This window comes from Saccharospirillum sp., from assembly GCF_039982735.1.
Lineage (GTDB): Bacteria > Pseudomonadota > Gammaproteobacteria > Pseudomonadales > Natronospirillaceae > Saccharospirillum.
In genome coordinates, this window is the sequence record NZ_JBDWXV010000008.1 from 69,477 (window position 1) to 94,170 (window position 24,694).

Here is a 24,694-nt window from a genome sequence, read left to right on the forward strand (position 1 = left end):
GATTTAAGTGAGACAGTATAACGATTCAACTGCGCTCAACAAATAACCGCAACGTTAGGGATTACCCGGGAGTGAGTAATCAATCCGAGTTTGGTTATACTGGCGCTCAATGCGCCTGGCCTACTTCGCACCGGGCCACCCCACACTGTCTACGGAGAACGCATCAATGCCTTCACGATTGTCCGCTGATGTTTTGGTTATCGGCACGGGTGCGGCCGGGCTTACGCTGGCTCTGAGCCTACCGCGCGACCTAAACATCTACCTTGTGTGCAAGGGTGAACTGGGCTGGGGCTCGACAGCCTGGGCACAGGGTGGCGTTGCGGCCGTGCTGGATAAAGTCGATTCCGTCGACGATCACGTCGCAGATACGCTAAAGGCAGGCGCCGGGTTGTGCGAGCCCAAAGCGGTGCGCCATACGGTTGAGCGGTCGGCCAGTGCCATCCAGTGGCTGATCGACCAGGGCGTACCCTTCACCCATGAAGACGGCTCTGAAGTCGACTACCACCTGACCCGTGAGGGAGGCCACCGGCACCGGCGCATCATTCATGCCGCCGATGCCACCGGCCGGGCCATATCCGAAACCCTGGTCCGCAACGTTCAGCAACGCGCCAACATTCACGTACTTGAACAGCACATTGCGGTCGACCTGATTACCCACAACAAGACCAAAGGCACTTCCGACGCGCCTGACCGCTGCCTCGGTGCCTATGTTCTGGACCGACGCAACGACCGGGTCGTGACCATAGGCGCCCGGTCTACGGTGATCGCCAGTGGTGGTGCCAGCAAGGTGTACCTGTTCACCAGCAACCCGGATGGTGCCACTGGTGACGGAATCGCCATGGCGTGGCGTGCCGGCTGCCGCGTAGTCAACATGGAATTCAATCAGTTCCACCCGACCTGCCTGTATCATCCCAAAGCCAAGTCGTTTCTGATTTCCGAAGCGGTGCGTGGTGAAGGCGGGCTGTTAAAGTTGCCCAATGGCGAACGGTTTATGCATCGTTTCGACGAGCGCGGCGAACTGGCCCCGCGGGACATCGTCGCCCGCGCCATCGACCACGAAATGAAGCGACTCGGCGCTGACCACCTGTATCTGGACATCAGTCACAAGCCCGCCGCCTTCATTCGCAGCCACTTCCCCACCATTTACGAGCGCTGCCTGAGCTATGGCTACGACATGACCCAGGAACCCATTCCCGTCGTGCCGGCAGCGCACTACACCTGTGGTGGTATTCGCACCGACCTGCATGCCCGAACCGATCTCGCCGGATTGTACGCTGCCGGCGAGTGCGCCTATACCGGCTTGCACGGCGCTAACCGGCTGGCGTCCAACTCCCTGCTGGAATGCATCGTCTTTGCGCAAATGGCCGCCGCTGACATTCTGGACAGTGACCCGTCACCCAATGACCCGGACGACCTGCCGCTCTGGGATGAATCCCGAGTGTCCGACTCCGATGAAAAAGTCGTCATCAGCCATAACTGGGATGAGATTCGCCGTTTCATGTGGGATTACGTGGGCATTGTACGTAGCGATAAACGGCTGGAGCGCGCACTGCGCCGGGTGCGCTTGCTGAAGCAGGAAATTCAGGATTATTACGCCAACTTCCGGGTCAGTTCCGACTTGCTGGAGTTGCGCAATTTGGTGGTCGTGGCCGAGTTGATCATCGAATCGGCCCTGTCTCGCAAGGAAAGCCGGGGTCTGCACTACACCCACAGCTACCCTGAACCCCAGCAGCAGACGGAAATCACTGTGCTGTCACCGGAACGAAAACGCTGAACTCTGAATTCAGGAACAACGCCTGAGTCAAGTTTCGGAGTTCGTGGCGGCCCTAGTACCAATGGTTCGCGCCAGCTGCCTGGGGTACTCCTGTAGGGGAGTACCCCAGGCAGCCACCGTTAGTTCATGTAGCGAACTTCGAAACCTGATTTACAATCTTTCTGGCTCCCGGCGTACAGGGCTGGCCTGAATTCGAAACCAGGCATTGAGACTACGCCAGCTGGGGTCGGTTACGCTGTCGCGCCAGATCATCAGGTCGCGACGGTTTCCGGTATCGGCGCATTCCAGCTCAAAACGAACATAGAGCGCGTTGCGTCGACCGAGCCCGCGCCATAAGTAGCGTTCGGCCCCTGAGGGCATCAACTGATCGTACAGCCAAAGCTCCGCCCCCACCCAACGCAGATAGACCGGCGGCGGTTCCGAGCGAACTGCCACCACCAGGCATAGGCCCAATACCAGGGCAAGCGCACCCAAAGACCAAAACGGCAACGCACTGAAACCCAGCAATAGCAGACACAGGACCAGGGGCGCTGACATCATCAGCCAGCGTAGGCGGGAGGGTTGTAACCGGCACTCAATCGGGTTGGACACGATCCAGTATCTTGCGGACCATGTAGGCCATCTCAGGGTCTTCGGGAGTGGATTTTTCCAGAAACCAGTTCCACAAATCCTGATCTTCGTTATCGATCAGGCGGCGATAAATACGCTGATCGTCCTCACCCAGGGTCGGGTACACCGATTCGGTATAGGGCACCAGCAATACATCCAGCTCGAGCATGCCACGCCGACTGTGCCACCAGAGGCGACGGTGAATCAAAGCCTGTTCTTCTGTCATTTCCACGATTAAACGCCCACACTCAAACCTATGATGAGACGCCGGATACCGGAGGTCCCGATACTCCCTGGGGAGTGAGGCAAGACACCCTTGATGAATCCGGCTGGTGAGGGCAAAGTGTAACAGCAAAGCGAGCGCAAACCGAACCTCTCACCACGCTGGTTTGTCTGGCATGCCAAGAATCATTAACCTTCACTTTCAGGACTCACCACCCACTACCCAGCCAAATACGGACACTGACATCATGCCTCCGGCTACCCAACAGACCACCGAACCCTCTTCGCCAGTCGACACCCCGATTTTTTTCCCGCTTGAACATCTGGCGATACTCGATATTACCGGCACCGACGCCCTGACATTTCTGCAGGGCCAGGGCACCCAGGACTACCTGAAACGCCTGCCACAGGCACCGCTGCCAGGGGCATTCTGCACGCCCAAAGGGCGCGTGGTTGCAAACGTCTGGAACGTTCTGCTGTCGACTGAGCCGACCACCGTCAAACTGGTGATCGAGCGCAGCGCCGCCGACACCCTGAAACGCCACCTGGGCAAATACATCCCTTTCTTTCGCGGATCAAAACTGACGGATGAAAGCCAGGCGCTGCATGGGCTGGGGTTGTCAGGCCCGGAAGCCGAGCACTGGCTAACCCGGGTGCTGGGTGAAGGCAACAATGGTGTCTGGCGTAAGGGCGGCCACTTTGCGTTCAGTCTGCCCGACGGCCGCGCCCAGATCTGGCTATCGGCGCTGGCAGACGATTACGAAACCTTAATGGAACAGATCGAAAATGCCCGGGTGCACCCTTCAGCCGACTGGCAACGGCTGGACATCCTCGCTGGATATCCCTGGGTTAACGCCAGTCTGACCGGTGAGTTCGTGCCCCAGTCGATCGGGCTCGAACAACTCGACGGGATTTCATTCAACAAGGGTTGCTACACTGGCCAGGAAGTGATTTCCCGGCTTCATTACAAGGGACAGAGCAAGCGCGGCCTGCAACGCCTGCGCTGGCAAGGCGATATAACACCGGCCGGGCCAGAGGTCTACACCGCAACGGGTAACGCCGGCACCTGGATCAACTGGGTAGCAGACGGTGAGCAATGCCTGGGACTTGCTATGGTTAAACAGTCTGTCGAGGCCCCGGCACTCTACCTGGACAGTGAGCGGCAGATACCGTTGGAGCTGCTAGACTAGGTGATAAAGAGCCCACAGGCCCGACTGCCTGGCGCAGCATGCCCGTGCTACACTGCCCAACCGATGAACGGCATCCCGGTATCAAGGAAACGTTGGCCCCATGAGCAAACTGTTAGAGACAGTCAAACAAGACATCATCGACGCGCTGAACAACGACCAACTGGTTCTGCCCAGTCTGCCTGAAGTAGCCCTGAAAGTGAGGGATACGGCTGAGGATCCGGATGCGACGATCAAACAACTGACCGACATTATTTCCCGCGACAGCGCCCTGAGTGCCCGCATCATCCGGGTGGTTAACAGCCCCCTGCTGCGCGCCCCGCAGGAGGTCAGGGACTTGTCGATGGCAGTCAGCCGACTGGGCATGAACTACACCTCAAATCTGGCGATTGGCCTGGCCATGGAACAGATGTTTCAGGCCACCTCAGACATGATCGACAAGCGTATGCGCCAACTGTGGCGCCTGACCGGCCAGGTATCGGCTATGGCAACCATACTCGCGCGTCAAACCGCAATCGTGGGCGCCGAAGAGGCGTTGCTGGCCGCACTGGTGCACAGGCTAGGGGCTTTACCCATTCTGACCTTTGCCGAAGAGCGCGATGACCTGATTCTCGATAACATCACCCTGGGTCAGATCATCGATCAATTGCATGGTCATCTGGGTAGCGTCATTCTGGAACGCTGGGACTTCTCGCCTCAGCTCAGCCGGGTACCGCGCGACTATCGCAAATTCGACCGTAACCCGGCCGAGGCTGATCTGACCGACATCATCACCGTCGCTAACCTGATCGTGCTCAAAGACAGCACCAGCGGCTGGTCCCGGATGGACTGGACCAAGGTCTCGGCCTTTGAGCGATTGGCCTTGCCGAACGATCGCGAAGACCCACTCTATGCGGAGTTGGAGCGCGAAGCGGCAACCGCACAGGCCGCTTTCCTTTAGGGAGCCGGCCTGGAGCTTACCTCCAGATCATCCAGTATCTGCAGGGCTTCTTCACGGCTCGCCCCGCAAAACGCCGCCTCGGCCTGAAAGGCCGAGCACACTGCAGGCCGCTCGGGTCGCCCGAACAGGGCACAACGGGCATCGTCCAATAAATGGACGCAGCGTACACCGGCGGGCTTGCCAGCAGGCATCCCATAGAACGCCTGGTTGATCGATGGTGCGATGCAGCAGGCACCGCACCCGGAACGACATTGCATAACCCACCTCTGGTAACATTAACGAATTGATAACCCCACAACCCACTGCAGGAGACTCCGAGGCATCATGGAACTGTACAGCGACACCCTGGGTTCAGGACCCGATCTGGTCATTCTCCATGGCTTGTTTGGCAGTGGCGACAACTGGCGCAGTATTGCCAAATCGTTATCGGAGCAGTACCGGGTTCATCTGCTGGACTTGCCCAACCATGGGCGTTCGCCCTGGGTAAAGCAACAGTCATATCCGGTTTTCGCCAGGGCAGTAACCGACTGGATGTCGTCACAAGGCATCGACAATACGGCCTTGCTCGGTCATTCAATGGGAGGCAAGGTGGCCATGCAAATGACCTTGACCGACGCCCAACCCCAAATCAGCAAACTGATTATTGTCGACATCGCGCCAAGGGCCTACCCGCCACATCATCAGGACATCTTCCGTGCCCTGGCAAACACGGACCCGAGTCAGTTCAAGAACCGCTCAGAGGTCGACGATGCACTGAAAGACGGCATTGAAACCACGGGTATACGCCAATTCATTTTGAAAAGTCTATATCGAAACGACGAGGGTCAATTGGCCTGGCGCTTCAATCTGGAGGCGTTGCAACAACAGTACGACAGCATCGCCAACGAACCCGATTTCGATCATCCCTTTGAAGGACCAACGCTCTTCATCAAAGGCATGAACAGCCAGTACATCCAGACCAGTGATCAGCCCGCCATTACCGAACGTTTCCCGAACGCGACCGCGAAGATCATTGAGGGAGCTGGCCACTGGCCCCATGCCGAAAAACCCGCTGCGTTTCTGAGAATTCTGGAACGATTTCTGGAAGCCGACTAGCTCAAGTTTCGGAGGTTTGATTTTACAGCCAAGTCACGAGCCCGCACCGGGTGCCGGGCATGCCTCTGTGGGGTCGGCGTTAATCCTTCCATGGAGCCTAGGCCGCAGCATCCCTGCTGCGGACTCCCCCACAGAGGCATGCCCGGCACCCAGCGCTAGTCTGTCGAGCGAACTCGGACACTTGAGCTAAAAAGACTTGGAACCGCCCTGCTCCAGGCGGCTCAGAAAGTGGCGCAACCGGATCTGGCCCGCCTCCTTGAACCGCACCTTGCCCGCCCGGGGCCGCAAGCCTTGCTCGTCGTGCAGCTGAGCACAGTCTTTGCGCAACGCTTCCAGATCCGGGTCGTGGCGTATGGGCATATCCAGAAAGAACTGCCACTCATCCTCACCCGCCTCACCTTCCAGCGCCCTGGTAAGCAGTGCCTGAACGCTATCCTGGGTCGGGCGATACACCGGGGCCTTGCCCCAGATCATCGCCAGCGTAACGCCGACAATCACGACGAGCGTGATGGCAAAGACGAGCAGAAATTCAGCCACCTCTACCCTACCCAGACCCGGGCATTGCGGAACATCCGCAGCCAGGGGCCGTCTTCCTGCCAGTGGTCCGGCCGCCAGGAATTAGTGACCGACCGGAATACCCGCTCCGGGTGCGGCATCATGATGGTGATGCGACCGTCGCTGTTGGTAAAACCGGTCATCCCGGCAACGGAGCCATTGGGGTTGAACGGATAGCGCTGCGTTACTTCACCATAATTGTCGACGTAACGCAGGGCGACCAGACCACTGTCGATCGCATCATCGGCATGCGCCTGATCGCGAAACTCGGTCAGGCCTTCGCCATGGGCAACGGGTATCGGCAAACGCGACCCGGCCATGCCCGCCAGGAAAATGGACGGCGATTCGGGAATTTCAACCATGACGGTACGGGCTTCGAATTGCTCCGATTCATTGCGCACGAAGTGCGGCCAGTGGTCTGTGCCGGGCATCAGATCGCGCAAGTTCGACAACATCTGGCAACCGTTACACACGCCGAGCGAGAAGGTAGAGGGGTCGTGAAAAAACGCCTGGAACATGTCGCGAACACGATCGTTAAAGCGGATAGTCTTTGCCCAGCCCTCCCCTGCACCGAGAACGTCTCCGTAGGAGAAACCACCGCAAGCAACCAGACCGCGGAACTCGGTCAGCGAACGACGGCCCGTCAACAGGTCGCTCATGTGAACGTCGACGGTATCAAAACCGGCACGATCAAAAGCGGCGGCCATTTCAACCTGGCCATTAACGCCCTGCTCCCGCAGTATGGCGACTTTCGGGCGTACGCTCGAATTGACAGACCGGGTGACATCGCTGTTCGGGTCAAACGTCAACTGGGCATGCAAGCCCGGGTCGTTGGCGTTCAGCCAGGCATCGTATTCCTGCCGGGCACAGGCCTCGTTGTCGCGCAGGGCCTGAATGCGGTAGCTGGTTTCGGTCCACAGGCGCAGTAAATCCGTTCGCGGTTTGACCAGCACTTCCTCATCGTCATCAGAAAAACGAATGAAATCATCGTCATTGCACTGGCCAATCACCGCCGAACAATCACCCAGGCCTGCCGCCGTCAGTTGCTGCAGGACATCTTCGGTCTGCGCCTGTGCAACCTGAATGACGGCACCCAGTTCTTCGGAAAACAAGGCGGCGGTGACGTCATCACCGGCAAAACGCTCGACTTTGATGTCGATGCCGGTGCGACCGGCAAACGCCATTTCACACAGCGTTGCAAACAAGCCGCCATCGGAACGGTCGTGATAGGCCAGAAGCTTGCCATCGGCAACCAGCCCCTGCATCACCGCCCAGAAGGCTTTCATGTCTTCGCTGTCGTCCAGATCGACCGGCTCAGAACCGACCTTGCGATAGACTTGAGCCAACGCCGACCCGCCCAGACGGTTCTGGCCACGGCCCAGGTCGATCAGTATCAGATCAGTCTCGCCCTTGTCCGTCCGCAATTCGGGCGTAACGGTTTTACGCACATCCTCCACCGGCGCAAGGCCCGACACGATCAGACTGAGCGGCGCGGTGACGGCCTTGGTGCGCCCGGCTTCGTCCCAGGTGGTGCGCATCGACATGGAGTCTTTGCCGACCGGTATGGTCAGACCCAGGTCGGGGCAAAGTTCCAGCCCCACTGCCCTGACGGTGTCATACAGGGCCTGATCTTCGCCAGGGTGGCCCGCGGCTGCCATCCAGTTGGCCGACAAGCGAACCAGCTCCAGCTCGCCAATCGACACGGATGCCAAATTGGTCAGCACCTCGGCTACCGCCATACGGCCAGAGGCCGGGGCGTTCAACAGGGCCAGAGGTGTGCGCTCACCCATGGCCATGGCTTCGCCGGTGTAGCCGGAAAAGCCGGTCGTTGTCACCGCCGCATCCGCTACCGGAATTTGCCAGCGGCCTACCATCTGTTCGCGAGCAACCATACCGGTAATGGAGCGGTCGCCAATGGTGATCAGAAAGCTCTTGCTGGCGACGGCCGGCAAGCGCAGCACCCGCTCGGCCGCTTCATGCAAATCAATGCCCCGGGTCGAGAACGGGCTGGGCTCAAAACTCTGGCGCTCAAACTGACGCTCCATGCGCGGCGCCTTGCCGAGCAGAATATCCAGGGGCATATCAACCGCTTTATTGCCAAAATGCCGGTCATTCAACACCAACTGGCGTTTTTCAGTTGCCGTACCGATAACGGCAAAGGGGCAGCGTTCGCGCTGGCAAATGGCTTCAAATTCGGCCAGTCGCTCCGGAGTAACCGCCAGCACGTAGCGCTCCTGGCTTTCGTTGCTCCAGACCGCAAGAGGTGACATGCCCGGTTCGTCGTTGGGGATATCGCGTAACTGGAAGTCGCCGCCACGCCCGCCGTCATTAACCAGCTCCGGAAAGGCGTTCGACAGACCGCCGGCGCCTACGTCGTGAATAAAGGCCACCGGATTCTTGGCGCCCAGTTGCCAGCAGCGGTCGATCACTTCCTGGCAGCGCCGTTCCATTTCGGGGTTGCCACGCTGGACGGAGGCGAAATCCAGATCTTCATTGCCCTCCGCGCTGTCCATCGACGAAGCAGCACCGCCACCCAGACCAATCTGCATGGCCGGGCCACCGAGCACGATCAACGCCGAATCGGCCGGAATGGCGTCCCATGCCTTGTCGACGTGGTCTTCGCGAATGTTGCCGTATCCGCCGGCAATCATGATTGGCTTGTGATAACCGCGCACTTCGGTACCGTTGACACCGGCCGCCGACATTTCATAGGTCCGAAAATAGCCCAGCAGATTGGGTCGGCCGAATTCATTGTTAAACGCTGCCGCACCCAAGGGGCCATCGATCATGATATCCAGCGCTGAAACAATGCGCCCCGGCTTGCCATACTGACTTTCCCAGGGTTGCACGAACCCTGGGATATTCAGGTCCGACACGCTGAACCCGGCCAGGCCCGCCTTGGGCTTGCCACCGGTTCCGGTTGCGCCTTCGTCACGGATCTCGCCACCAGCACCGGTCGCAGCCCCGGCAAAGGGGGCGATGGCTGTGGGGTGGTTATGGGTTTCAACCTTGAACAGGATGTGCACATTTTCTTCGTGATAGCGGTACTGATGATCAGCATCGGGGTAGAAGCGGCCCGTGCGGAAGCCTTCAACTACGGCCGCATTGTCCTTATAGGCCGAGAGCACACCCGCCGAATTATGCTGATAGGTGTTCTTGATCATCTTGAACAGCGACCAGGGCTGCTCCTCGCCGTCAATCGTCCAGGTCGCATTGAAAATCTTGTGTCGGCAGTGCTCTGAGTTGGCCTGGGCAAACATCATCAGTTCAACATCACTTGGGTCGCGCTCAAGGCGCTGATAGGCCTCAACCAGATAATCCATCTCATCATCAGCCAGCGCCAACCCCAGCGACTGATTAGCCTCGGCCAGCGCTTCCCGTCCACCGGTGAGAATGCCTACCTGACTGAGGGGTTGGGGCTCGTGGTGGCTGAACAACTGAGCTACATCGGGCGTGCCGTACACTACCGATTCGGTCATCCGGTCATGCAGCGCCTGACCAACCTGACGCACCTCGTCCTCGCTCAGAGGGTTATCGGTACGAACGCAAAAACGGACGCCTCGCTCCAGCCGCCGTATGGACGACAGGCCACTGTTTCTGGCAATGTCGGTGGCCTTGCTCGACCAGGGCGAAATGGTACCGAACCGCGGCAATACCCAGATCAGGGCACCGTCGGCCGGTTCGACGTCAACCCGGGGGCCATAGTGCAGCAATTGCTCCAGTGTGCTCTGTTCGCCAGACGTCAGATCATCAGAGATGTCAGCAAAATGCATGTACTCTGCGTAGACATCCCGAATTCGGGCGGCAAGCCCGGCTTCCAGCACAGTCGGCAGGCGGGCCAGCAAGCGCTGACGGCGAAACGTGGATAAAACGGGATTTCCTCGGAGTATCAGCATATCGGGGCCTGTTCTGGATGCGGGCAAAAATCGGCGCGTATGGTAGCCGAAAAACAGGTAAAATGGCACTGCAATCAAAGCCGTATCAAACCCCGGGGACCGCGCTTGTTACTGACCAGACGTTCAATTTTTTCTTTCTGCCAAGCCGCAATACTGGTGCTCTTGCTGGCGGGCATAGGCTTCTGGGTAGCCACCGGTTTCAGCTGGCACAACCACTGGCAACGGGTGCAGGCACGAGACACCCTGATCATCGCCATACGGGAAACGGACGGCGTCTATGTACAGTACGACCAGACCATGGCGGGCCTGGAGTACGATCTAGCCCAACTGTTGGGCCGGCAACTGGGCCTCGAGGTTCAACTGTTCGCGGTCAGCGAACTGCCCGATCTTTATCGTGCACTGGCGGCCGGGGCCGTCGACATGGCGCTCACTGGCACCACCTATAACGCCAGCCAGCAAGATTTTACACCCGGACTACCCTACCTGATGACCCGTGTCGGACTGGCCCGGGAGATGGCCAGTACAGCGCCAGAACTCGATCAGCAGCGCATTGCAACGCTCGACCCGGTCAGCCACGGCGGCCTCAGCGACCGCCTGACCACAGACAACCCGGCACTGGACATGACGCTGACCAGCGCCGGTCCGGCCGAACTGATGACCCGAATCGACATGGGCGAGCTCGATATGGCGCTGCTTGATGAACGTGATTTTCTGGTGATGCGTCCGTTTTTCCCCAACCAGCGCTTCGACCCGCTGACCGAGCACCCGCGCCCCGTCGCCCCGCTGTTTCGTAACCAGCGCGATCGCTCACTAATCGATGCGGTTAACAACGCCTTACGCGAACTCGAGAAGACCGAACTGATCCCCCGGCTGGAAGATCGTTATCTCGGCCACACCCGTGATTTCGACTATGTAGGCAACCTGACTTTCGAACGCCACATTGGCTCTCGATTGCCGGAGTTTGAAGCCGACTTTCGGCAACAGGCCGACCTGCACGGACTGGATTGGCGCCTACTGGCAGCCGTGGCCTATCAGGAAAGTCACTGGCGGCGTAATGCGGTTTCGCCAACCGGCGTGCGAGGATTGATGATGGTCACGCTAACGACCGCCCGCGAAATGGGGATAGATAACCGGCTCGACCCACAGCAGAGCATTCAGGCCGGCAGCCGCTATCTGGCTAGCCTTCACCGGCGCGTCCCCGAACGGATACAGGAACCGGACCGCACATGGATGGCCCTGGCATCTTACAATGTCGGCGCCGGGCACCTCGAGGATGCTCGCATTATTACCGAAACCCTGGGTGATGATCCGGATTCATGGCTCGACGTTCGCCGGCACCTGCCCAAACTGGCACTGAAAGAATGGCACCCCTATACCCGCTTTGGGTATGCCCGGGGGCGGGAACCGGTGGTGTACGTCGCGAACATAAGGCGCTACTACAACGTACTGTTACGCGCCTTCCCCGAACAGCAGCCAGAGACTGGCGTCTTCTTCACGGACCGGCTCGAAACCCTGCCGATGCCGGGCCTGACCGTCACCCCCGGCCCCTGATTTTGAAATCAGAACGTCAATTTGAAACCGGTCATCCAACGCCACTGTTCCGGCTCCGGCTGCCAGCGAATTTCTGAATAGTTGAGTATGGCATCACTGAAGACCTGGTCGATGCCAAAGGCCCAATAGCTGGCCTCATCCGACGCGCTTTGCAGGTTATCACGGCCATAACTCAACTTGCTGACGACCGTACCGGCCAGATAGGCACCCACCAGATCCCAGGCAACCAACTCCTCCCGATACAGGGCACTGCCACCCAGTTGCAGACCGTCGCTTTCCCACAGAATGGAACTGCCGAAAAGGCCGGCATCGAAAGCATCGTTACGTCGATAGGTCAGCGCCACACTGCCTTCCGGGGTGTCGAGACCCGCCGCAACTGCCCACTGCTGCAACGTAGAGGAAGACGTTTCATCCTCAAAGGTCCACTGACCACTGATGTACATCAGTTCACCGTTACTTGCGGTGAACTCAAGGCTGGGCTGTTCGAGGCCAAGTCCGTTGCGGGCACTGTAGGTATCAATGGCCATCGCATCGGTGAACCGGTCAGCACTGGTCGATTGTGTGCCATCGAAGCCATGCATCTGGTCAATCGGATCAGCCAGCAAGCGTTGCTCCAGGCTGCGCAACTTGCCACCCCGTATGCTGTATAGCGGTTGCAGCCATTCAATAAACACCTGCCGGCTGGAAACCGGCTCGTCCAGAAACAGTGGATCAATATCCGCCTCCATCACCGCGCGATACTGGCTGCCGCTTACCGATTCCAGCACTTCCAACCCGAGCCAGCTATTGGGTGCTTGGAGGTACCAGCGCCCGTCACCATCCAGTGCCGGCTCAAGGTAGGCACCTTGCACCTGCAACTGGCCGGTTACCCGGGATTCCGCGCCCCAAGCCAGGCCAGACCCGGCCAATAGTACCAGCGCTACATTGACGTGTTTTTGCATCAGTTGAATACCACCGTTTTATTGCCGTGAACCAGAACCCGGTCTTCCAGATGCCAGCGCAACCCTCGGGCCAGCACGGTACGCTCGCAGTCTTTTCCAAGCCGAACCATATCCTCAATCTCATCCCGATGAGACACCCGAATCACATCCTGATCAATAATGGGGCCAGCATCGAGGTCGGCAGTCACATAATGGCAGGTCGCCCCAATAAGCTTGACGCCGCGTTCATAGGCCTGATGGTAGGGCCTGGCACCGATAAACGAGGGCAAAAAGCTGTGGTGAATGTTGATGACCCGATACGGCATTCGAGCGCACAGGTCTGCGGGCAGTATCTGCATATAACGCGCCAGCACTACCGTGTCAGCCGCATGCTGTTCAATCAGCCGTTCGACTTCAGCAAAGTGCGGCGCCTTGTCAGCAGGGTCGACCGGTACGTGAAAGAACGGAATGGCGTGCCACTCGGCCAGACTGCGCAGTGAATCGTGATTGGAAATAATACAGGCAATGTCACAATGCAAATCACCACTGTGCCAGCGGTTCAGAATGTCGGCCAGGCAATGGCTGTCGCGACTCACCATTAAAGCCAATCGCGGCCGCTGGTCACTGTCTGTTACGCGCCAGGTCATACCCAGCTCTTCGGCGATGGGTGCAAACTGACGTGCCAGCTCTTGCGCATCGAACGGCAATGAACTGGCTTTGATTTCATTGCGCATGAAAAACCACCCTTGCTCCAGATCGGCGTGGTGATTGGCCTCCAGAATGCTGCCATTGTGGTCGGCCAGAAACCGGCTGACCCGGGCAACAATGCCAACACGGTCCGGACAGGACATCACCAGGCGAAAAACGCGTTCCATTCAGTTCTACTCCAAGGGCTTGAATTTGCAGAAAAAAAGCTATTTTAACCGAATGGGCGATGATATATGATGTGCCCTCTTTTGACGACACTGGCTATTATTTAACCATCCAGGCGCACCTGCAGGGTGGTCAACATCAGGTTTGATCAGGGTCTGGCTTACTGTGACTCACGCAGTGTCAAAGCTCTCAACTCTGGAGCACCCACCCGATCATCGCCTCGATCAATAACCGGCCAGGTTGCAAGATCGCAACACAGTTCGCATGGGTTTTATCCCAGCGGCATCACAGCACAGGAATCGCTTTATGCTGACTCAAGAACAGCTGTTGGCAGCCCCAGATGACGAGTACATGAACGACGCTCAACTGGAGTTTTTTCGCAACCTTCTGCAAGAGCAGGCCGACGAAGTACGCGCCTCACTGAAAGAAGCCCGCGAGACGCTGGCTACCTTCGAGAACGAACCCGACGAGCTGGACAAAGCAAGCATCGAGGAAGAACGCCGCATGAACCTGCGTTTCCTGGATCGCCAGACCAAGCTGCTGCCTAAGATCGACGATGCCATCAAACGCATCAACACCGGAGATTTCGGCTATTGCGCGGTGACCGGCGAACCCATCGGTGTACGTCGGCTGCTGTTACGGCCCACAGCAACGCTCTGTGCTGAAGAAAAACAACGCCAGGAACGTCAGGAACGCAACTTCCGCGACGCCTGATCCTGCCAGTCTTTTCTCACTAACAGACCAAAAAAAGCGCCCGAAGGCGCTTTTTTAGTTTTGAACTTCCTGCTCAACATCTGCATCAGCCAACTGATTCAGGCACGAAGCTTGCTGATAGTCAGTAACCTCATCAACTGCGGCAATGCCTTACCATGAGCCTGAACATCAGTGGCCTCGAACATTACCAGGCACATCAACAGTTTCATCGCGCCGACACCGGTACCGGCGCGGTCGATCAAACGAACAAAACCGGCGATTCATCACTACCGGATGGTGGAGACGATGCCGTATACGTTAGCGATGCCGTCGCTGTACTTGAATGGGTTGCCGCTCAGGCGCCGGATATTGCTTCAGCTCAGGCTACTGAACCGGCTAACCTTGGCCGGTTGACCGGACATCTACTGCAATACAATCTCATTACGCTTCAGGATGCCGGTCGACTAATGCAGCTGGCCGAGCCAGCAGAACCGACCGGCGAAGACTCCCTCCTGGCCCGCATCCAGACTCACAGCGTCCGGACAGACCACTATCAGGAATCACAAAGCTGGCAGAAGCTGAACCGCATTGTCAGTAACGTACATGCGGCCCAGTAACCAGCCTCAGGGAAGGAGTTGGTTGATCAGTGCGATCAGCTCGCTTTCATCGACTGGCTTAACCAGGAAACCTTTGGCGCCCTGGCGCTCTCCCCAAACCTTATCGGTCGGCTGATCTTTGGTGGTCACGATAATGACCGGTATATGCGCGGTCTGCGGATCATTGGTCAGCTTGCGGGTGGCCTGAAAGCCATTCAGCTCTGGCATCACCACGTCCATCAGTACCAAGTCCGGCAGGATACTCTTGGCTTCCGCCACGCCAGTTGCGCCATCCTCGGCAATCACCGGTGTGTGGCCGTGCTTTTCCAGTATTTTCTTGAACAACGTCACTTGACTCGGTGAGTCATCGATGACCAGGATGGTAGCCATACAGTCAATCCTCTTAGAGCTCAGGCACAGACCACCGATATCACCGGGCTGGTGGCGTGCGATGTTTACAAGACGCTGATTATAGCGCGCAATCGCAAATGACCGCCAGAAGGCGTCAGAAGAATTCGCACAGAGTTCCGGCATTAGGGGATATTGGCGGTATTTAACCAGGGTAAATGCGACAAACCCTGACCATTTCCGGCACCTCTCAGGCAGCAGGTTACAAAATGACACGAAGCGTGGCATAGCGTAGAACCTGAACCACTGCTAGATTTTAAAACGCTGTTTACTTGGATGACTGACGCCATGATTAAAAAAGAGAACATACTGGAATCAGCTAGAAAGGTGCTGTCCGAACAAGGCATCAGTAAGTTGTCGTTGCGCAAAATAGCGGCGGAGACGGGCTGCGCGGCCCCTTCCATCTACTACTATTTTCGCAACAAGCAAGAAATTGTCGCAGGGCTATGGGAAGCCATTGCACCGGACCTGTTGCGCCAATTGAACCAGGGGTTCGACAAGGGCGACGCCTACCGGCAGTTCTGGAGGCAACGACCGGATGACTTCAAGCTCTTCATCACTCATCCGGACTACTATCCGTCGGTCTGTCAGACCGATGCCTATCAGTCTCTGAGCACCACTCTGGGCGACCAGCTACACACCCTGAACGGCCAACTGATGGACCAAATCTATCGCTCTGCCTAAAACTCTGCCTGCGATAAAGTACTCGCCTCGTGAGAGGCGAGTCAGGGGACGGGAACATTCTCCTTGACCGGTCCGCCAGCACAGCGTGCGTGCTGACAACACCTTTGCCACTTCCCTGCAACAGCGCCAGAAATCCCTTCAGCGCCCCTGTATTCTGCCCCACACTAATTCATTGAAACAGCCATAAATGTGACCAAATTTCGACAGAATATGGTCACATTTATACGGGAACCGGAAATGCCCGGGCGATAAACCGCAAAAAATTAACGCCCCAAACCTACGTTGTTCTTCTGCAAAACCTGTTCGGCCCGGTAACTGGAGCGGACAAAAGCGCCGGATACCACTTCCAGAAATCCCTTTTCAAGCCCGATATCGCGAAAACGATTGAATTCGTCCGGGGTCACATAACGCTCTACCGGCAGATGGTTTATTGACGGCTGCAGATACTGGCCCAGCGTTAAAATGTCTACGCCGGCCGCCCTCAGATCGTCCATCGTTTCCAGAATTTCCTCATCTGTCTCACCCAGCCCCAACATCAGGCTGGTTTTGGTCAGTACGTCCGGCTTGTAGCGTTTGGCGTGGGCCAGGACATCCAGCGTTTGCTCATAAGTGGCTCGCGAGTCACGCACCGGGTGCGTCAGCCGCTTAACGGTCTCAACGTTCTGGGCAAAGACTTCAACACCGGAATCGACCACGGCCTCAACATCGGCATGCTTGCCCTGAAAATCGGGCGTCAGTGCTTCGACCGCAGTATCCGGATTCACTTCCTTGACCCGACGGACCGTTGCGGCATAGTGACCAGCACCACCGTCAGCAATGTCATCGCGGTTCACGGAGGTTAGCACCACGTACTTGAGACCCATCAGTGCCACTGACCGGGCTGTGTTGTCAGGCTCTTCAGCATCCAGCCAGCCCCTGGGGTTACCCGTATCAACCGCACAGAACTTGCACGCCCGGGTGCAGACGTCCCCCATCAGCATGATGGTTGCCGTTCCGGCACTCCAGCACTCACCAATGTTCGGGCACATGGCTTCTTCGCAAACGGTACTCAGCCTATGCTCATGGACAATGGTTTTGACACTGTCGTATTTGGGGCCGCTGGAAAGCTTGATGCGCAACCATTCCGGCTTCTTATCGGTGGAACGACGAGCATTGGAGTGCTGTTTGACCCCGTTTTTAATGGCTCTGACACCCTTTTCGTTAACAAACTTGGTGCCGCTGCTCACCTGAACTACGGGAATTCGATTGGTGTCGCTCATCGCTTCGCACTGCCTCTTAACTGTAGGGAAGGTTGATCACCCGGCAAACGGGCTGTTCAGGCGTTTTCAGGCACTCTCGGCCTGAAGCGCTGAACCTTCATTCGGATTCACTGGCCGCAAATTATACCCTGTACAAAACTCGGTCAGCCATTGCTGTTTGATGGTGTCGATATCCGCCACCTCGACCCAGTCGGCCACCTGCGTCATTTTCAGGCCCTGATAACCGCAGGGGTTGATACGGGCAAAGGGTTCCAGATTCATATCAATGTTTAAGGCCAGGCCGTGATAACTGCACCCGCGCTTGATGCGCAACCCCAGCGAGCACACTTTGTCAGCGCCAATATAGACACCCGGGGCATCTGCCCGCGGCGCCGCTTCAACGCCATAGCTGCCTAGCACGCCGACCACACTGGCTTCGAGTGCCGATACCAGCTTGCGAACATCCGACTTTAGACGGCGGATGTCCAGCAACACATAGGCAACCAGCTGGCCCGGACCATGGTAGGTGACCTGACCTCCCCGGTCAGCAGAAACCACCGGAATATCTCCCGGACTGAGCAGATGCTCCGCCTTTCCAGCCTGGCCCTGAGTAAATACGGGATCGTGTTCCAGAAGCCATATTTCGTCCAGCGCGTCATCATCCCGATTCAGCGTAAAGGCCTGCATGGCCTCCCAGGTCTGCTGATACGGAACACGCCCCAGATCACGGACAATCACTGCGCGAGGTTCCGCAGCAAACCCTGCCCCGGTATCAGCGGCCGTCATCAAAGCACCATGCGCACCCGTTCGTCGGCTTTCAGTGCCTCAAACAGCTCCGTCAGATGATCTTCGTGTTCGATGCGCATGCGCACAGTCAAACTCTCAAAACGGCCGTTCCGACTGGTGCTAACCGAAAAGGCCGACACTGTCAGGCGGTCATCGTAGCGCACCAGCACGCTGTGCACGAAAGACTTGAACTCTTCGTGTACATCCCCTACGACCTTGATCACATAGTCATCGCAGGGAAAGGTGATTTTAGGGGGGTCTTGCCGGGTCACCCATCAGCTCCCGTTAAACAAATTAAAGAAAAACAGCAGAATGTAATCCCAGATACGGGCAAAGAACCCTGCCGGTTCAACCGCTTCAAGCGCCAGTAAGGGACGACGGGCCACTTCTTCATCGCCGTGCGTCACAACCAGCTCACCCAACCGTTGCCCCGCCTCTATGGGGGCTTTCAGCACAGGATCAATGTTCAGCACGGTGTTCATGCTGGATTCATCGCCACGGGCAATCGTCAGCATGAGGTCTGCTTCCAGTCCCAGACGGACGTTGTCGGCCCGTCCGCCCCAGACACGACCCGAGTAGAGTTCTTCACCACCGTCATGAAGTTGCGCTGTCTGAAAATAGCGAAACCCGTAGGTCAGCAGCTTCTGCGTCTCCTGTACCCGGGCCTCCTCCGAGGCTGTACCCATAACCACACTGATCAGACGCATGCCGTCTTCAATGGCAGACGCAACCAGACAGTAGCCCGCTTCTTCAGTGTGACCGGTCTTCAACCCGTCAACAGAGGGGTTGCGCCCGAGCAGCGAATTGCGATTGGCTTGTGAAATTCCATTGTAGGTGAAGCTGCGCTCAGCATAGATGGGGTAGAACTCTGCGTTATCTTCAATGATATGCCGACTCAGGATGGCCATGTCGGCTGCTGAGGAATAATGCTCGTCCGCCGGCAAACCGGTCGCATTCTGGAACTTTGAATTCTCCATGCCCAGTCTATCGGCGTATGAATTCATCATCTGGGCAAACATGGTTTCACTGCCAGCCACATGCTCAGCCATGGCAACAGAGGCGTCGTTGCCCGATTGAATGATGATACCGCGCAACAAGTCTTCAATACTGACAAACCGGCCTTCCTGAATGAACATGCGTGAACCGCCGGTCTGCCAGGCATTGACGCTTATCAGAGATTCGTCATCCAGAGCGATCCGCCCTTCAATAATTTCCCGCTCGGCAATGTAACTGGTCATCAGCTTGGTCAGACTGGCCGGTGGCAGGCGCTCGTCGGCATTGTGCGAGACCAGAATGTGACCGGTAGTCGCATCCATCAGAATATAGGAACTGGCGGCCAACTGGGGGGGAGAGGGAATGATCGTTTCGGACATGGCAGCGCCCGAAAACAGGGCCAGTCCGGCAACACACAAAGACGTCCAACGCTTAAAACGATGCTTCAACACTGAGATAACCTTTTTTATGAGCGGCGCCATACCCGATTACCCGGTATCACGCCAACGTTGTCCAACGGTAGACGGCCAGACAGTCAGATTTGATGCGGCCGAGCCCGGGCATTGTATCAACCCATGGCAAAATTTCATCTACGGGGCGAAGCGAGCTGCGTATATGAAACGTATAGCCAGGCACCCTGCCCCCGGCAAAGTGCCGTGCCTAGTTCGGCACGACCAGCAGCGGCTTGCCCAGCTCGGGGGTAGTCAGGGCGCGCTGCAGCGCTTCTGCGCGATCGTACTGAACGGGCCCGATGCGAACCCGATAGAACTCGCCCTCACTGATATTCACATCGTCATCGATCTGCCGCGCAATCTGGTCTCTGAGGTTTTGCGCTGACTGACGCTGACTGAAGGCCCCAAGCTGAACGTAATAGACGGGCTGATCGAGCTCCTGACCGGCCAACGCCTCTACCCGCACCCGGGCTGTGCCTTTGTGGACGAAATCGAGTTTAACCGCCGCCGCATAGGACATATCGATAACGCGCCCTGGGTGAAAAGGCCCACGATCATTAACACGTGCCACGATACTCAGGCCATTATCGAGATTGGTAACCCTCACCCAGGTCGGCAATGGCAGGCTCTTGTGCGCTGCGCTGATCTGGTACATATCGAACACTTCGCCATTGGACGTGGTATGGCCGTGGAACTTGGCCCCGTACCAGGACGCCAACCCCTCCTCGGAATACCGGTCGGCACTGGCCAACACCTGATACTGGCGCCCATTGACGGTGTAGGGGCTGGCATTGCCCTGGCGGCTGCGCGGTTCAACCCGGGGAGTGACCTCACTGATTTCATCGGCCGTCAGTGTCTGGCTGGGCCCCCGATCCTGATCCATCGAATACCGCCCGGCATTACTGACCTGGCTACTGCCGGTTTCATGAGACACGTACTGCCCGGCACACCCTGCCATGATCAGAGCCGCCAACACGGTTATTCCGCTCGCCCGGGCTGACCGGTAATTCATACTCACCATCGACCATCCTCTTACCGGTCATTATTGTGTTCAGATCTGGCCTTTGACCCTGATAACCTCTATTTCAGAGGCTATTGTGACAACCGTAAGGCTTCTGACAATTGAAAGATTGCCATACTGTAAGCAACCGACCGGTTGTACCGGGATATTACCCAAAAATTCCGATAACCCAACCAAAATTCCGCACCTTCGTCACCATCCAGCCGGATGGGATGCACCTGGGCGTCGTCCTGTGCAGCAATCAGTGGATCCCACCCCAGAGCAGCGACGTCCGCCAGTGTTCGGTCGCGATCAAAGCTGTTCAATTCGACTTGCCGGTATTCACCGCTGACGTGCGCCCGGGTCGCAATAGGTGCGTCCCGTTGCCAGCCATGCTCACTGAGATAACGGGCAATGGACCCGATTGCATCAACCGGATCGTTCCAGATATCGATATTACCATCGCCATCCAGATCGTCGGCATAGGCGAGGTAGCTGCTCGGCATAAACTGAGGGTACCCCATGGCACCCGCATAAGAACCTTTTACCGACAGGGGATCAAACGACTGATCACGACTGATCAGTAGAAAGTTAATCAATTCTCGCTGAAAGTAATCAGCGCGACGCCCTTCTGTGACAGCCAGTGTGGCCAGAGCATCGAAGGTACGATGCACGCCGAGAAAATTACCATACCGGGTTTCAACACCCATGATTGCGGCAATCACTTCAGCGGAAACACCGGTTCGTTCTTCGGCCAGCAACAACCATTCGGCCTGATCCTCCATAAAGCGCTTGCCGTTTTCTACGGTTTCGTCCGACACAAAGAGGGGGCGGTATTCGGCGTAGGTTCTGGTTGTCTCGGCGGGCTTGGCCAGAGATTCGACATTGCGTGCAATGTACTCACCTTCGGCAAACCAGGCCTCAACCTGGGCGGCGTCAAATTCATGCTCGTTCACCAGGACGTCGATGATGGCGGACGTGCGGGGAAACTCGGTCAGCTGCTCAGCCTGAGCAGCGGTGACAGCCACCAGGGCACTGGCGAGTAGTGCGCCCCAAAATCGTTGCATGACTATTGATACTCCTATCCGGATTCTGAATCGAAACTGATGGTCTGCGAATTGAAAAAGAAAGCAGAAAGGCGGTATACGCTTACCCTGATCTCCCTGTCACCGCGATGCCGACCGGGGAGGCCTGACCACATCACACCTGGATCCCTAGTTTCGCTGATGGGTACTGATGGACATTAACATTCCGAAGCCAGTGAGCAGTGTCACGATGGACGTTCCGCCATAACTGACAAGAGGCAAGGGTACACCGACCACTGGCAGGATTCCGCTGACCATGCCAACATTTACAAAAACGTAAATGAAAAACGTCAGGGTTAAACTGCCGGCCAGAAGCCTGCAAAAATTGTCGCGACCACGAATCGCAATCAGCATTCCGCGCAGAATAATAACGGCATACAGTGCGATCAAAATCACGGCACCAATAAACCCAAACTCTTCCCCCAATACCGCAATGATGAAATCGGTATGGCTTTCCGGTAGAAAATCGAGCTGTGATTGGGTACCCAGCATGTACCCCTTGCCAGTTAACCCACCCGAGCCGATGGCGGTCATCGATTGAATAATGTTCCAACCCGCCCCGAGCGGGTCGACGTTAGGGTCGAATAACGTCAGTACTCGCTGACGCTGATAATCACGCATGACCCAGATCCACAGCACCGGAATCATGGCAATGGCCATGGTGGCGAAGCTGACAATCAACTTCCAGCTCAGGCCCGCTAAAAAAATAACGAACAGACCGGACGACGCGATCAGCAGTGACGTTCCCAGATCCGGTTGCTGAATAATTAAGGCAACCGGTACAAACAACAGTACTGCGGATACGAGTAAATCGCGATAACGGGGCGGCAGTCCGTAGCGTGAAATATACCAGGACAACATGACCGGCACCGCCAGTTTCATCAGCTCAGAGGGTTGAAACCGAAACAGGCCTGGAATCTGCAACCAGCGCTGAGCACCCATGGCCTGGGCGCCACTGACAATAACCGCCACCAATAACAGAACACCAACCAGGTAGACAGTCCCTCCCCACTGCTGAAACCAGCGCGGGTCGAACTGGGCGACGATGATCATCGCCATAAAGCCAATGCCAAACCGAATGGCCTGCCGATACACCGCGCCCAGGTCACCACTGGTCGCGCTGTACAGTACGACCATGCCGCCTACGGCAACCGCCAGCAAGGCTGCGAACAGATAAGGATCCAGATGCAACCGGGTCCAGATACTTTGCCGGCGGTCCATGCTGCCCTGAGGCAACTGGCGAACGTATTCCGTGAAATTCATTGTTCGAGCTCGCGCGTCAGATAGAAATCAAACAGCGAACGCGTCATGGGCCCTGCAACGCCACTGCCACTGCCACCGTTTTCCACCAGCACGGCGACGGCTATTTGAGGGTTTTCGAGTGGCGCAAACCCCATAAACCAGGCGTGGTCGCGAAACTGCTCAGGCACATCGCCGATCGGGTCACCATTTTCGTCACGCTCTATTCGAATGACCTGCGCCGTGCCGGATTTTCCTGCGTATTCGTAGGTTGCCCCCAGTCCCGAGGCACGCGCTGTACCTCGTGCGCCCTGCACTACGTCCTGCATGGCGGCATGCATCCGGTCCCAGTTGGAATCATTGTTCAGGTGCACATCGGGTGGTGGCTCGGGAATACTGTCCAGCAAGCTTTCGTCGTTGCTGTGCATCAGCAACCTGGGTGTGACCCAGCGACCCCGGTTGGCCAGCACCGAAGTGGCAATGGCCAACTGCATTGGCGTCGCCAGCATGTAGCCCTGCCCAATACTCAGGTTGATGGTGTCCCCGGCATACCAGGAAAACCCGTGCCGGTTTTGTTTCCATTCCCGGCTGGGGTTGATCCCGGTAAAGGGGTTGTAGATATCCGCGGTCGTGTTCTTGCCAAAGCCAAACTGATCGTAAATGTCATGAATGGCTTCGAGTTTCATGTCGTAGGCCAACTGATAGAAATAGGTATCGCAGGATTCGGCGACCGCTTTACGCAGGTTCACGCGGCCATGCCCGCCGCGTTTCCAGTCGTTGTAGATCCGGTCATCGGTCGGTAACTGGTAGTAGCCCCGGTCGTTGATGGTGTAGTCCCAGGTAACGAAGCCCTGATCAACCCCCGCCAGCCCCAAAAAGGGCTTGATGGTGGATGCTGCCGGGTACTGGCCGCGAATGGCCCGATTCAGAAAGGGGTTATCCGGGGAGTCCCTCAGGGCGTTGTAAATCTCCGTCGGGAAACCGCTGACGTATAAATTGGGGTCGAAGCCCGGGTTGCTGACCATGGCCAGAATACCACCTGTTTCGGGCTCAATGGCGACAATCGAGCCCCGCTGGTCGCCCAGCAGGTCGTACGCCATTTTTTGCAGCTCCTGGTCGAGATACAAATGCAGGTTAGAACCGGGCTTGGGCGCCTGTTTCTCGATAACCCGAATTATCCGTCCCCGCGCATTGGTTTCTACACGCTGAAACCCGGGCTCACCGAGCAGCGCATCTTCATACTGCCGCTCAACCCCTTCCTTACCGATAAAGCGAGTCCCGGCGTAGGCACCGACATCCAGATCGCGCAGTTCTTCCTGGTTGATGCGCCCCACAAATCCGAGCGCATGGGCAAATTCCTCGCCAAAGGGGTATTGACGAATCAGCTCGGCGTCGACCTGAACGCCTTCCAAAAAGATCCGGTTGGCCGACACCCGGGCAACTTCTTCTTCCGTCAACCGCACTTTGAGAGGAATGGGTTCAAAGGGCCGACGATAACCACGAACACGGTCAAAAAAACGCGACACCTGATCTTCTGACAGGTCAACCAGGGCGCCAAGCTCCTGGACCAGGGCGTCCAGGTCTCCACTTCGCTCCACCACAACGCTCAGTGTATGGCTGGGCTCATTGCGCGCGAGCAATTCACCATAGCGGTCGTAGATAAGCCCGCGAATGGGTGGAATTGGCAGTACTTCCAACCGGTTGGTTTGCGATCGGGCTTCATGGCGTTCATTTTGCACCACTTGCAGATAGAACAATCGCCCCACCAGCGCCAGTATCAATATGGCAATAAATATAAACGAAGCGGTCATCCGGCTCAGGAATAGGCGCCGTTCTTTTTCGCGATTGTCGAGTGAGCTGTTCAACATGCCTTCAGTACTCTACCCCGGCACTGGCTG

24 protein-coding genes are annotated in these 24,694 nt (G+C 57.2%); 8 read left to right on the forward strand and 16 right to left on the reverse strand.

Features of this window, described 5'->3' with window-relative positions; genetic code table 11:
• Positions 1-166 precede the first annotated feature (166 nt).
• Positions 167-1,774, forward strand: coding sequence for an L-aspartate oxidase (gene nadB, locus ABJT94_RS04955; RefSeq protein ID WP_348477233.1), 1,608 nt, complete (start codon positions 167-169; stop codon positions 1,772-1,774).
• Between the two features lie 150 nt (positions 1,775-1,924).
• Here nadB and ABJT94_RS04960 read toward each other — a convergent pair whose 3' ends face one another.
• Entirely contained in the window at positions 1,925-2,365 is a 441-nt protein-coding gene (locus tag ABJT94_RS04960; RefSeq protein WP_348477232.1) for a hypothetical protein, read from the reverse strand.
• Positions 2,349-2,609: a succinate dehydrogenase assembly factor 2 gene (locus tag ABJT94_RS04965; RefSeq protein WP_127557849.1), complete on the reverse strand. Its 261-nt coding sequence runs from the start codon at positions 2,607-2,609 to the stop codon at positions 2,349-2,351. The genes ABJT94_RS04960 and ABJT94_RS04965 overlap by 17 nt, the downstream gene beginning before the upstream one ends.
• Positions 2,610-2,853: 244 nt before the next feature.
• Here ABJT94_RS04965 and ABJT94_RS04970 point away from each other — a divergent pair, with 244 nt between their 5' ends.
• Together ABJT94_RS04970 and ABJT94_RS04975 are read left to right on the forward strand one after the other, a co-directional pair.
• The gene (locus ABJT94_RS04970) at positions 2,854-3,795 is read left to right on the forward strand and encodes a hypothetical protein (RefSeq protein ID WP_348477231.1); all 942 of its coding nucleotides are present in this window, start codon (positions 2,854-2,856) and stop codon (positions 3,793-3,795) included.
• A gap of 100 nt (positions 3,796-3,895) precedes the next feature.
• On the forward strand, positions 3,896-4,732 hold the full coding sequence (locus tag ABJT94_RS04975; protein WP_348477230.1) for an HDOD domain-containing protein: 837 nt from the start codon (positions 3,896-3,898) through the stop codon (positions 4,730-4,732).
• Here ABJT94_RS04975 and ABJT94_RS04980 read toward each other — a convergent pair.
• Positions 4,729-4,989, reverse strand: a complete 261-nt coding sequence (locus tag ABJT94_RS04980) for a YkgJ family cysteine cluster protein (RefSeq protein WP_348477229.1) — start codon at positions 4,987-4,989, stop codon at positions 4,729-4,731. The genes ABJT94_RS04975 and ABJT94_RS04980 overlap by 4 nt on opposite strands.
• A 67-nt stretch (positions 4,990-5,056) precedes the next feature.
• On the opposite strand from ABJT94_RS04980, the gene ABJT94_RS04985 reads away from it, so the two are divergent.
• The gene (locus ABJT94_RS04985) at positions 5,057-5,827 is read left to right on the forward strand and encodes an alpha/beta fold hydrolase (RefSeq protein ID WP_348477228.1); all 771 of its coding nucleotides are present in this window, start codon (positions 5,057-5,059) and stop codon (positions 5,825-5,827) included.
• Positions 5,828-6,013: 186 nt separating this feature from the next.
• Here ABJT94_RS04985 and ABJT94_RS04990 read toward each other — a convergent pair whose 3' ends face one another.
• Together ABJT94_RS04990 and purL are read right to left on the reverse strand one after the other, a co-directional pair.
• Entirely contained in the window at positions 6,014-6,364 is a 351-nt protein-coding gene (locus ABJT94_RS04990) for a hypothetical protein (protein WP_348477227.1), read from the reverse strand.
• Between the two features lie 2 nt (positions 6,365-6,366).
• Positions 6,367-10,278 carry a phosphoribosylformylglycinamidine synthase gene (purL, locus tag ABJT94_RS04995; protein ID WP_348477226.1) on the reverse strand — a complete coding sequence of 1,304 codons (3,912 nt, stop codon included), beginning with the start codon at positions 10,276-10,278 and terminating at the stop codon, positions 6,367-6,369.
• 105 nt (positions 10,279-10,383) lie between these two features.
• Between purL and mltF the strand changes: the two genes are divergently transcribed.
• Positions 10,384-11,829 carry a membrane-bound lytic murein transglycosylase MltF gene (gene mltF, locus ABJT94_RS05000; protein ID WP_348477225.1) on the forward strand — a complete coding sequence of 482 codons (1,446 nt, stop codon included), beginning with the start codon at positions 10,384-10,386 and terminating at the stop codon, positions 11,827-11,829.
• Positions 11,830-11,837: 8 nt separating this feature from the next.
• On the opposite strand, the gene ABJT94_RS05005 is transcribed toward mltF, so the two are convergent.
• On the reverse strand, positions 11,838-12,770 hold the full coding sequence (locus ABJT94_RS05005; protein ID WP_348477224.1) for a hypothetical protein: 933 nt from the start codon (positions 12,768-12,770) through the stop codon (positions 11,838-11,840).
• A complete protein-coding gene (purU, locus tag ABJT94_RS05010) occupies positions 12,770-13,624 on the reverse strand; it encodes a formyltetrahydrofolate deformylase (RefSeq protein WP_127556353.1) in 855 nt (284 codons plus the stop codon). The genes ABJT94_RS05005 and purU overlap by 1 nt, the downstream gene beginning before the upstream one ends.
• A gap of 304 nt (positions 13,625-13,928) precedes the next feature.
• Here purU and ABJT94_RS05015 point away from each other — a divergent pair, with 304 nt between their 5' ends.
• Complete coding sequence (locus tag ABJT94_RS05015) at positions 13,929-14,336, forward strand: TraR/DksA C4-type zinc finger protein (protein ID WP_348477223.1); 408 nt, start codon at positions 13,929-13,931, stop codon at positions 14,334-14,336.
• Between the two features lie 155 nt (positions 14,337-14,491).
• Positions 14,492-14,932 carry a hypothetical protein gene (locus tag ABJT94_RS05020; RefSeq protein WP_348477222.1) on the forward strand — a complete coding sequence of 147 codons (441 nt, stop codon included), beginning with the start codon at positions 14,492-14,494 and terminating at the stop codon, positions 14,930-14,932.
• Positions 14,933-14,938: 6 nt separating this feature from the next.
• On the opposite strand, the gene ABJT94_RS05025 is transcribed toward ABJT94_RS05020, so the two are convergent.
• On the reverse strand, positions 14,939-15,301 hold the full coding sequence (locus ABJT94_RS05025) for a response regulator (protein ID WP_348477221.1): 363 nt from the start codon (positions 15,299-15,301) through the stop codon (positions 14,939-14,941).
• A 306-nt stretch (positions 15,302-15,607) separates the two neighbouring features.
• Here ABJT94_RS05025 and ABJT94_RS05030 point away from each other — a divergent pair, with 306 nt between their 5' ends.
• Positions 15,608-16,003, forward strand: a complete 396-nt coding sequence (locus ABJT94_RS05030; RefSeq protein ID WP_348477220.1) for a helix-turn-helix domain-containing protein — start codon at positions 15,608-15,610, stop codon at positions 16,001-16,003.
• Between the two features lie 263 nt (positions 16,004-16,266).
• Here ABJT94_RS05030 and lipA read toward each other — a convergent pair whose 3' ends face one another.
• The 8 genes from lipA to mrdA form a co-directional block, all read right to left on the reverse strand.
• A complete protein-coding gene (lipA, locus tag ABJT94_RS05035; RefSeq protein WP_348477219.1) occupies positions 16,267-17,262 on the reverse strand; it encodes a lipoyl synthase in 996 nt (331 codons plus the stop codon).
• A gap of 66 nt (positions 17,263-17,328) precedes the next feature.
• Complete coding sequence (gene lipB / locus ABJT94_RS05040) at positions 17,329-18,027, reverse strand: lipoyl(octanoyl) transferase LipB (protein WP_348477218.1); 699 nt, start codon at positions 18,025-18,027, stop codon at positions 17,329-17,331.
• The gene (locus ABJT94_RS05045) at positions 18,027-18,299 is read right to left on the reverse strand and encodes a DUF493 domain-containing protein (protein ID WP_348477217.1); all 273 of its coding nucleotides are present in this window, start codon (positions 18,297-18,299) and stop codon (positions 18,027-18,029) included. The genes lipB and ABJT94_RS05045 overlap by 1 nt, the downstream gene beginning before the upstream one ends.
• Positions 18,300-18,302: 3 nt before the next feature.
• Positions 18,303-19,472, reverse strand: coding sequence for a D-alanyl-D-alanine carboxypeptidase family protein (locus tag ABJT94_RS05050; protein WP_348477216.1), 1,170 nt, complete (start codon positions 19,470-19,472; stop codon positions 18,303-18,305).
• 208 nt (positions 19,473-19,680) lie between these two features.
• A complete protein-coding gene (locus tag ABJT94_RS05055) occupies positions 19,681-20,493 on the reverse strand; it encodes a septal ring lytic transglycosylase RlpA family protein (RefSeq protein ID WP_348477215.1) in 813 nt (270 codons plus the stop codon).
• Between the two features lie 71 nt (positions 20,494-20,564).
• Positions 20,565-21,539: a lytic murein transglycosylase B gene (gene mltB / locus ABJT94_RS05060; protein ID WP_348477214.1), complete on the reverse strand. Its 975-nt coding sequence runs from the start codon at positions 21,537-21,539 to the stop codon at positions 20,565-20,567.
• A gap of 147 nt (positions 21,540-21,686) precedes the next feature.
• Positions 21,687-22,820 carry a rod shape-determining protein RodA gene (gene rodA, locus ABJT94_RS05065; RefSeq protein ID WP_348477213.1) on the reverse strand — a complete coding sequence of 378 codons (1,134 nt, stop codon included), beginning with the start codon at positions 22,818-22,820 and terminating at the stop codon, positions 21,687-21,689.
• A complete protein-coding gene (mrdA, locus tag ABJT94_RS05070) occupies positions 22,817-24,664 on the reverse strand; it encodes a penicillin-binding protein 2 (protein WP_348477212.1) in 1,848 nt (615 codons plus the stop codon). The genes rodA and mrdA overlap by 4 nt, the downstream gene beginning before the upstream one ends.
• Positions 24,665-24,694: the final 30 nt, after the last annotated feature.